The sequence below is a fragment of the Oceanobacillus sp. FSL W7-1304 genome (assembly GCF_037969805.1).
In the GTDB taxonomy this organism is placed as follows: domain Bacteria; phylum Bacillota; class Bacilli; order Bacillales; family Amphibacillaceae; genus Oceanobacillus; species Oceanobacillus profundus.
In genome coordinates this window covers 4199470-4208951 of the sequence record NZ_CP150211.1, presented here as the reverse complement: position 1 = coordinate 4208951, position 9482 = coordinate 4199470, and the positions used below count along the sequence as shown (strand labels likewise).

The 9482-nt window shown below is 36.8% G+C and carries 14 protein-coding genes; all 14 read right to left on the bottom strand.

Annotated features, from left to right (window positions below; all coding sequences use genetic code 11):
• Positions 1-35: 35 nt before the first annotated feature.
• The 14 genes from raiA to NYE61_RS20605 all read right to left on the bottom strand — a co-directional run bounded on the left by raiA (position 36) and on the right by NYE61_RS20605 (position 9480).
• Positions 36-590: a ribosome-associated translation inhibitor RaiA gene (raiA, locus tag NYE61_RS20670; RefSeq protein WP_095311157.1), complete on the bottom strand. Its 555-nt coding sequence runs from the start codon at positions 588-590 to the stop codon at positions 36-38.
• Between the two features lie 223 nt (positions 591-813).
• A complete protein-coding gene (locus NYE61_RS20665; protein WP_095311155.1) occupies positions 814-1167 on the bottom strand; it encodes a flagellar protein FliT in 354 nt (117 codons plus the stop codon).
• Positions 1167-1568 carry a flagellar export chaperone FliS gene (fliS, locus tag NYE61_RS20660; protein ID WP_095311153.1) on the bottom strand — a complete coding sequence of 134 codons (402 nt, stop codon included), beginning with the start codon at positions 1566-1568 and terminating at the stop codon, positions 1167-1169. The genes NYE61_RS20665 and fliS overlap by 1 nt, the downstream gene beginning before the upstream one ends.
• Before the next feature lie 26 nt (positions 1569-1594).
• Entirely contained in the window at positions 1595-3118 is a 1524-nt protein-coding gene (locus NYE61_RS20655; RefSeq protein WP_303448173.1) for a flagellar hook-associated protein 2, read from the bottom strand.
• Positions 3119-3135: 17 nt separating this feature from the next.
• Entirely contained in the window at positions 3136-3489 is a 354-nt protein-coding gene (gene flaG, locus NYE61_RS20650) for a flagellar protein FlaG (RefSeq protein WP_095311150.1), read from the bottom strand.
• Between the two features lie 78 nt (positions 3490-3567).
• A complete protein-coding gene (gene csrA / locus NYE61_RS20645) occupies positions 3568-3792 on the bottom strand; it encodes a carbon storage regulator CsrA (protein ID WP_095311148.1) in 225 nt (74 codons plus the stop codon).
• A 5-nt stretch (positions 3793-3797) separates the two neighbouring features.
• Entirely contained in the window at positions 3798-4241 is a 444-nt protein-coding gene (fliW, locus tag NYE61_RS20640; RefSeq protein ID WP_118889663.1) for a flagellar assembly protein FliW, read from the bottom strand.
• A gap of 16 nt (positions 4242-4257) precedes the next feature.
• On the bottom strand, positions 4258-4821 hold the full coding sequence (locus tag NYE61_RS20635) for a DUF6470 family protein (protein ID WP_095311145.1): 564 nt from the start codon (positions 4819-4821) through the stop codon (positions 4258-4260).
• A gap of 175 nt (positions 4822-4996) precedes the next feature.
• A complete protein-coding gene (gene flgL, locus NYE61_RS20630; RefSeq protein WP_095311143.1) occupies positions 4997-5890 on the bottom strand; it encodes a flagellar hook-associated protein FlgL in 894 nt (297 codons plus the stop codon).
• A 9-nt stretch (positions 5891-5899) separates the two neighbouring features.
• Positions 5900-7411, bottom strand: a complete 1512-nt coding sequence (flgK, locus tag NYE61_RS20625; protein WP_303448174.1) for a flagellar hook-associated protein FlgK — start codon at positions 7409-7411, stop codon at positions 5900-5902.
• A gap of 13 nt (positions 7412-7424) precedes the next feature.
• Positions 7425-7913 (bottom strand): flagellar protein FlgN, encoded by a 489-nt coding sequence (locus NYE61_RS20620; protein WP_095311140.1) that lies wholly within the window; start codon positions 7911-7913, stop codon positions 7425-7427.
• A 21-nt stretch (positions 7914-7934) separates the two neighbouring features.
• Positions 7935-8195: a flagellar biosynthesis anti-sigma factor FlgM gene (gene flgM, locus NYE61_RS20615; RefSeq protein ID WP_303448175.1), complete on the bottom strand. Its 261-nt coding sequence runs from the start codon at positions 8193-8195 to the stop codon at positions 7935-7937.
• A 139-nt stretch (positions 8196-8334) separates the two neighbouring features.
• Entirely contained in the window at positions 8335-8760 is a 426-nt protein-coding gene (locus NYE61_RS20610) for a TIGR03826 family flagellar region protein (RefSeq protein ID WP_095311136.1), read from the bottom strand.
• A gap of 39 nt (positions 8761-8799) precedes the next feature.
• Positions 8800-9480 (bottom strand): ComF family protein, encoded by a 681-nt coding sequence (locus NYE61_RS20605; protein ID WP_303448176.1) that lies wholly within the window; start codon positions 9478-9480, stop codon positions 8800-8802.
• Positions 9481-9482 lie beyond the last annotated feature (2 nt).

Sequence of the window (9482 nt, the reverse complement as noted above, 5' to 3'; positions counted from 1 at the left end):
CAAATTTGGAGTCGTCTTTATTTCTCTAACTTTATTTAAAATACATTTGGTTCAATTAATCCATACTTGCCATCTCTACGTCGATATACAACGTTTGTATCACCAGATTGGTCATTTGTAAAAACAAAGAACTCATGACCAAGCATATCCATTTGAAGAATTGCTTCTTCTGAATCCATTGGTTTTAAATTAAATCGTTTTGTTCTTACGATTTCGATTTCATCACTTTCTTCTTCAACAGCATTTGCACTTTTTTCCATTTCAGCAAAAGCATATTTAGGTGCACCATTCTGTCTGGTTTTTCGATTTATTTTAGTTTTATATTTACGAATCTGTCTTTCTAGTTTATCAACTACAAGATCTACAGCAGCGTATAAATCTATGTGTTGAACTTCACCGCGTAATAATAGATTTGTCATTGGGATTGTAACTTCAATTCGTTGTTCATCATTATAGACACTTAAATTTACATGTACATCGGACGTTGGAGCATCATCGAAGTATCTTTCTAGCTTGCTGATCTTTTTTTCAACGTATTCTTTAATTGCTCCAGTCACCTCGAGATTTTCACCACGAATGTTAAATTTCATAAAAGTGTCCTCCTTTATTCTTTATAGTTTTATTATACTACGTTACCACCAACTTTTCCTGTTTAAACCTTCCGGAAAATTTGCTGTTTTTTGTAAAATCATCTGTAAACCGCATGATATCAAGCATTAGGAGATTTACATTTTATTAATATAATTTACAAAAAAATATTAAAGTTAATATATAAATAAAAAATGACGTGTACATTGTACACGCCATCACCCATTATTTTTTGCTATCCATAAACATTCCGTCCATTGTTTGGACATTTTTATAAGGATTCGTATAGGACTGGTTTGATTTTTTCTGCATTTTGACCTGCTTCATTTCTTTTTTTAAATCCAAAAATAGCATCTGCATTTTCGATTGAATTTCCTCATTAACTTGCATAAGTTCTTTACCAAGTTGCTTTTCTGCTTCAGTATATGGTGGATTTAATGCTTTCATAGCAATTCCGCGTTGTGTAATTAATGCTGTCAACTGTTCAATTATCGACTCTCTCGTTTTACCTGTAATCTCCTGATTTAAGAGTTGTTTCATTTGCATTGTCAACTCATAAACTGGCTCCGCTCTGTTCATTATACCGGTTCGCCTTTGGCAAATTGCTGCTGACGATTTTTTAGAATAACTTGTTTCCATGTGTCACGGAATTCTGTTACAAATTCCAAAACTTCTTCCAACTTCTTCACGTCATTTTTAATATTTGCTTCTTTCAACTGAAATTGCATGAACTCGTACAGAGGCATGATTTGCTTTGATATTTCCATTTTCGGATCTAGTGTAATCATTAGTTCCTGAATAATGTTTTGTGCCTTCTGGATATTTTTATTTTTTGCTTCATAATTGTTGTCATTCACGTCTTTCATTGCCTGTTTAATGAATTTCATGCATCCATTATAGAGCATTAAGGTTAGCTCTCCACCAGATGCCGTATTTACAGCGTTATTTTGATAGGCTTGATACGCTTTATTTGCTCCCATTAGCCGTTCACTCCTTCCTTAATGAGCTACATCGTTCCTCCGCCAAAAGCATTCATGAGCATTGCGGATTGATTATTCATCCTGGAAATCGCTTGCTCCATTGCTGAAAACTGTCTCCAGTATCGGTCTTCAATTCTTGTAAGTTTGTCTTCAAATGCAGAGATTCGACCATCGAGATCATCCATACGTCTACCGATTGTATACATTTCAGATGTATAGGAACCTTTACCAGCATGCTTTTCAATTCGGCCGATTGTATTTTCAAGAGAATCCTCAAGGCGATTTAATAGTCCACGACCTTCGCCTTCTACATTATTTAACAGTAGCTTTTGGACACTTTCCGGATCATTTGTGAGTGCGGTTCTCAAATCCCCTTCATTGATCTCGAGTTTACCACCATCTAAATAATCCTTCGTTGTTGACAGACCAATATCTGTTAATAGTTTAAATTGACTACCATTTTCAACCGTTTGATACCAACCTTGGCGTACATCAAATAAAGAAGATGTAATAATAGATTCTCCCTTAAGAAGTCCACTTTTTGCCTTTTCTTCCCAAAGTTCAATTTCATTTTCAGACATTTCTTCGCGCTGTGCATTTGTTAATGGTGGGAAATCCCGATATCTCTGCTCTTGCTGTGAAGAGTTTAACGATTCCACTAATTCATTATATTTTGTAACGAGTTTTGTTATATTCTCGACAGCAGTGTCCACGTCATTTGAAACTGTAAGTTTGGCGCTTTGAGGATTATCTACTGTTCCTGTTGTATCTTTGAATTCAAAGGTAATACCGTTTAATGTGTATCTGTTTTCTTTTGATTCCAACTCCAAGACACCATTATATGTGAATTTGGCGTTTGTACCGCCTTGTTCTTCTCCTAGATCCATTTTTAATACATTAGTAAAGAAGGAATCGTCATCAAATCCGATTTCCTTACCGCCATATTTATTAGAATCTGTATTATAATCCCCGGACCTCTTCGTTTCCAATACAACTTGCTGTGTCTGCTCATCATAAAAAGCACGTACATTTTTATCTGCACTTTCTATTTTTTTTAACACATCTTTTAATGTATCACCTTCATTAATTGTAAAGGTTCGCGCTTGCATTCCCTCAGCTACCTCAGTACCATCTTCTGTTGTATATGCTTCACCATACGTATAGAATGTTATTTCCTCATCAACATAATTAGATAGATCAACATCTTTCCCCACTTTACCAGTACTCACATTAATCGCATTCTTAGCCAACTGAGTTACTGCAATCTCATACGAACCATTGGTAGCAGACGAAGAACCTGTAGCAGTTACTGCATTTCCCATTGTAGAACTGATTGTTTTGGCATTAATCATACTACTATTTAATCTCATGTCGGTAATCATTTTTTCAATTTCAGCTACTTGCTTATTAATATCTCGAAAAGCATCTCGCTTCCATTCAAATTTTATTTTATCCTGTTCCATTTTATCCAAAGGCATTCGTTCAGCTTTCATCAGATCTTTAATAATCGTATCTGTATCAATACCACTGGCTAATCCACCAATTCGCATACTCTTGATCCTCTCCCTTAAATCTTCCTATCAATTAAAATCCCCATAAAATCTGCCATTTCTGCATACATATCAAGCATTTTTTTCGGCGGGATTTCTTTAATCACTTCATTCGTATTCGAGTCAACGACTGTAACGTAGTACTTATCCAATTTGTCATGCAGTTCAAATTTAAGGTTCCTTCTAATAGGCTCCATAAATTCATTTAGCTTTTGAACGACCATGTCAACTTCATTTTTATCTATCTTGTCTTCAACCTTATAATGCGTGTCTGCCCCTATTCCCTTACTCCCAATTTCTGTTATTAATTTCGTGTTGTATTCGTTATTTAGCAGAGATTGAGGTGCTGACATTACTTTATCTAACGCCATGTCAATGCACTCCTAAACTTTTTCTTTTTATATCGGTTACACCCTATACTTTCTAAAGCTTTAAATAAAAATACTTCATTATTCTTTTGTTTCTTTAAGCATCTCAAATAGGTCTAGAGATACACCTGCTGCTTCATTATTTTGCTGTTTGATGTCCAAGTATATTTCTTTACGATAAATATCAACAGATTGTGGTGCAGCTATACCAAGTTTAATTTGATCCCCTTCAATTGCTAGTACCTTAATCTCAATATCTTCGCCAATTTGAATTGCTTCATTTCGTTTTCTTGTTAAAACCAACATTTTTTTTACCCCTCTCTCTCAACTGACTGAGGTGTAATTGGTGCTTTTGAAGAATATGCTTCTGTATTTAAAATATATTGTTTCCCTTGTCCTAGACTTGTGTTGATAACAATCGGTGCCTTAAGGTTTAATGTACTTATATGAAAAGGTTGTTTCAACGTTACAATAGCTACAACTGCAACTTCCTTTTCCTCCTTGATTTGCAGGCTCTCGATAAGATTATCATCTAGTTCAATTGAATAATCTGGGTATATTTGATATGGATTTGAAACGATAAATGCTACTGTTGGCGTTTTAATAGACTGTAAAACCTGAAAAATTGGTGTGTCAGGCAAGTCCATTAATACAAACTCCTTTTCGTTAGGAAACCCAGGAATACCAGTTAAAAAATGAATTATTTTACGTTCATCTATTGCAATTTCCCCTAGATATTTTGTTTGTATATTCATTTCGAGTCGTCCTTTCCTATACATATAAATTAGTAAAACTGATTTTTAGATACTGCCTTTGTTTCAAACTTGTTGTGACATTACCAGCCTCATAGGTAAATTCCGGACTTCGAGGTGTTGCATTTATAATTGGTTTCTTGGTTTGAACATCGATATGTACTTCAGCTGGCTGATAGCTTGTTTTCACTGAAAAATGAGAAGGTATGAACTTAATTCCAAGAGACTTCATTGGATCTGAACTATTTTGAATCGCTTGATTAATTAATGGATCTCCACCATTTTCAATTTTCATCAACTCATCACCTTGTCGAGCACGTCTCGCAATCCCATGCATGAGTGAATTTTTTCCTTCTCTTGCAAAACGTTCATTTCGCTCGGTGATATGCATTAAGTTTAAGTCTGCCCATGCTTGGGTTTGATCAATACGAAGCTTCCCTGGAGTAGTTCGTATCGATAGTTCTGCTTGTGGCTGTTGGATGTTTAGTTCTGCTTGCGGTTGAGAAATTTCTAGTTTTGCATCTGTATTTTGAATTTCAATTTGTGCCTGTTGTGATTGCATCCGTATTTGTGGAATTTGCATATGCAGCGCACTCCTTCTATCTAAGACCATATTTTACTGAAAATAGTTTAAACGCAACATAAACCCTGAACCCTATAACGGGCCAGGGCTTATGTTTTACGTCCGTACAGCTTAGCATCCAACGACACACAGGACATTGCGTACTGAGCCTGCAAGGACAATTATGCTTTTGTTATCATCTTAAGAAATCTACTAAAGATGGCTGGATAATTCTTGCTCCTGCTGATAACGCTGCACGGTGCAGGCTTTCTTGGGTAATTAATTCTGTAATTGCTTTTGCGTAATCAATGTCTTCATTTTGTGACATGGTCTGTGTTGCAATAACTTCCTGTTCGCTTAAACGATTTTCGACCAGCTCCAAGCGATTCATGCGTGCTCCAAGCTCTGCACGGGCATTGACGATGTTATTTATACCAATATCCAATTCAGCGATACTAGCATCAATAGCCTCATTATCTAAATCACTATCACCAGTCGCTTCAAGCTTTTCAATAAATGTATCAATCGCATCAAAAATACTTGGTTCACCACCAAAAACTTCATTTCCGTCAACATTTGCTTTTAATGCTGTTCCACTGGAAACTTCAATTAATACAGGGGAATTGTCAAAATCAACTGCACCAGTTTCTTGATTTATTGGAGCTGTATCCGTTTTTGTACCATTAAAGATATATTTATCATTTACATTTGTATTTGCAATCTCAATCATATGTTCTTTTAATTGCTTTACTTCTTCACTGATATTAACAAGCTCTTCTTTATCGTATGTCCCGTTACTTGCCTGTACAGCGAGCTCTCGTATACGCTGCATTGCAGAAGTAGCTTTATCAAGTGCTGCATCGGTATTATCCATCCAATTATGCACTTCATTTGTATTCCGAATATATTGTTCTACTCTTACAAGCTCTGTGCGGTAGCTCATGCCTTTCATCGCAATAACTGGGTCATCAGAAGGACGGTTAATCTTTTTACCGGTGCTCAACTGGTGCAAATACGTATCCATTTTCCCATAACTATTCGTTAAGTTACGGAGCATATTATTCGAAATCATTCCCTGTGTCACACGCATTCAAATCTCCTACCTTCCTACTAATCCCATACTATTTATAATTCGATCCAGCATTTCATCCATTGCTGTCATGCTTCTTGCAGCAGCACTATATGCATGTTGAAATTTAATCATATTCGACATTTCTTCATCCAACGAAACTGAGCTTACAGCCAGACGCTGGTTCTGCACTTGTCCTAACAGTGTGTTTGTATTTTCTGTCATTCTGTTTGCATGCTCAGCTGTTACGCCAAGGTCTCCAATCACAGATTCATAGTACTTTTTAATACTCGCACCATCTAATGTAGCATCACTCTTGTTGAAAACATCTGCTAACATCGATGCGTTATCCCCATTACCAGAATCGCCGGTTGTACTCGTTGCTATTTGACTTCCATCTTCAAGCAATACCGAAATTGCCCCAGCTGCACCAATATAAGCATCTTCTTCCGTGCCAAATTCAGTAAAGAATGCAGCTCCATTTTCATCACCAATTTTACCTGCCTGATGCTGTGCATTAAATGCAGTTGCAAACGCATATGCCATTTTATCCAGGTTACGCAGCATCTCAGGATAATCCCCAACAACTTCACCGGATTCATCCACATAGCCAAATGCATCTATCAGACCTTTGAGTGAACCTTCTGTAGCCAAAATATCAACTTCTGTACCACCAATTGTAAGGTTAGTAACAGCAAGTAATCCTTCTGCTGTTTCATAGTTAGGTTCGTCAAATGCTTGAGCAACTCCAGATACTCCGTCAATTAACGGCGTATCCATAATTGACGTTCCTGCTTCATTTACAAGATTAATCGTTGCAACACCATCACCTTGTTTATTCGGCGGAAGATGACTTTTATCGTATGAAACATCAATGCTTACGATTTCAGAAAGATTGTCTATTAACATATCTCTGCGGTCATATAAATCATTGGCACTATAACCGTGTGTTTCCAAATGCTTAATCTGTTTATTTAACTCGTTGATTCCATCAATCAATGTGTTCGCATCTTTCACGGTTACATCAATCTGCTTTTGCAAATCCGTGCGTATATTGGTCAGCGACTCTGACATATAATTAAATGTATCTGCTACTGCATGGGCACGCTCGAGCACGACAGATCTTGCACCTGAATTTTCCGGGTTAACTGCAAGATCTTGTAAGGATTGCCAAAACTGATCCATTGTTTTAGATAGACCAGCATCGGAAGGTTCGTTTAATAAAGACTCCATACGGCTTAATGCCTCTGCTCTTGTTGACCAGTATCCCGAAGTACTATTTTCACCACGGAATTGATTATCTAAAAACTGATTGCGAATACGCTGAACCGATCCAGCTTCTACTCCAGTTCCCATTTGCCCTGGTATTTGCGGACGATTACGTGATGCAGCTGGGAAAGCTGATAGTGTTTCAAAATTAACGCGTTGTCTTGAGTAGCCTTCTGTATTTGCATTCGCTATATTATGACCCGTTGTATATAGTGCTGCTTGTTGTGTGGCAAGGGCTTGCCTTGCCATCTCCAAGCCATGAAATGTGCTCATTAGCTTTACTCCTTTATGCCTTCGAGTCAAAAACGGACCGATTCGATACATCGGTTTCATTTTTGACTCCGTAATTCATGCTTTTTAATGTTGGACTCATCAAATCAAGTGACACTTGGACAAACTGCATTGACTGACTAATTAAAACTTGGTTCAACTGCTCTTGCTGTTTTAGTTTCGTAATCAGTTCTGTAAGCTTTGTTGCTGCATTTTCAAGTTTGACTTGCTCCTTTTCAAGCGTGATGTGCTTTAAAATATTTGTAATCGTAGCATCCTCTGCTTGAATATGATTCAATGCACACCAGTTACTTACAGCTTGCTGCCTCTTATTCTCTGCTTGTTCCAATAGTCGTAATTGTTTTCGTTCTTCCACTAGAAGCTTTTGCAGATTTTCAATGGCGCCTTCCTTTACGATACGTGTCTTGTCTTCAGAAACAGCTAATAAATCTGTATGAATTTGAACTAACTTTTCCAATGACTCTCTTATTGTGTCTGCGGACAATCTCCAGTCCTCCTTACGCTATTATTTCGACCAGAATTGCAGCATCTTTTGCACTGCTTTCTCCGGGTTCACTTTATATTCTCCAGAATCAACTGCCTGTTTAATTTCTTGAACGTAAGCTGCTCGTTTTTCATTCGTTTTTCCACTTTCTTGCAGCTGCTTTGCTTCGTTGGAAATTTCGATGCGATCTTTTTGCTTCGCCCCTTTTGTTAGTTCAGATTGTTTTTGTATTTGCTGCTTATAAGGATTAAAATTTGTTTGATTTGGACCATTTATCTTCATCCTGAACTTCACCCCGTTTTGTTCTAAATATTTATTTCAACGATCATCTTTTCTCTCTATTTATTTATCGGCAGCTTAGTCAACTTATTAAATACTTTTAGTTTGATTTATCGCCAGTACTGAAACAGCAAAATCATATTTATTTTTTATGCTTATCAATTGCATAATACGTATCAATATTAGATGAACTTTTTTTACGTGCTTCTTCCATAACCTTTTCTGTTTTTTCATATGCCGTTAAATCATTTTTTAATTCTTCCGTGCATGAAATGCATAGCTTTCCAGAAGTAATTTCATTTCCACATTTTTCACATGGATAAGCAAGCTTTGGAAAATCAGACGGGAGAAGTCGTTTTTCCTTTATAAATTTGATAATCAACGATTCTTCTACTCCAGTAGCTTCGATGATTTCAATTAATGTTGCCTCTCTGTTTTTTCTTTCTCTTAAAAAACGATAGACTGTTTGAAATGCTTCCTCTTCTTTTCTATAACAGTTCTGGCAAATATCACGCAACCCTTTTACAAAAACCGTATTACACCGGACACAATTAGCTAACTCAGCCATATTTATTCCCACTTTCCATAATTATAGCACACCTAAAAGCTATCCTCGAATCAGTGTAAATGCATACACAGTCGGACATCCATGCTGCTTTAATAATTGAGCTGCATGACGTAAAGTTGTACCTGTTGTATATATATCATCGACAAGTACGACAGCTTTGTTAATAGGTTGTTTTATAAAAAATGGGTTTTCTGAAGTAATTCGTTCGTGTCTCGTTTTCTTTGACTGCTTTTCTCCATGAATGCGCGAGAGGATGCCTGCGTGCTCAATTGGTAAGAACTCGCACAATTGGAGTGCTTGATTAAACCCCCGCTCCAAAATTCGTTCTCCACTTAATGGAATTGGGACTGCTAGGGACTCTTTTCCCAAAAAAGAAAACCTTTCTCGAAAAGCTTTGGAGACATAATCTCGGAATATTTCTCCTAGCACATAATCTCCCCGATACTTCCAGGTTGCAACAATTGCCTTCATTTTTTCATTGTAGGAAAATATGGAGTGATTAAATTCAATAGTGTTCATTTCTTCTTGCTGCTCCCACCACAGACAATCTGAACAAATTTTCTCTATCGACGGACGACTACACTTTTTACATTGCTTTCCTCCTAACAGATTTAAACCTGCTGCACATTCATCACAAATAGGGCGAGGCAGAGACAACTGAAATAAATTAGCCCAGGTAATCTGCATAATTATCTCACTTTGACAAGCTATACAATCCATTC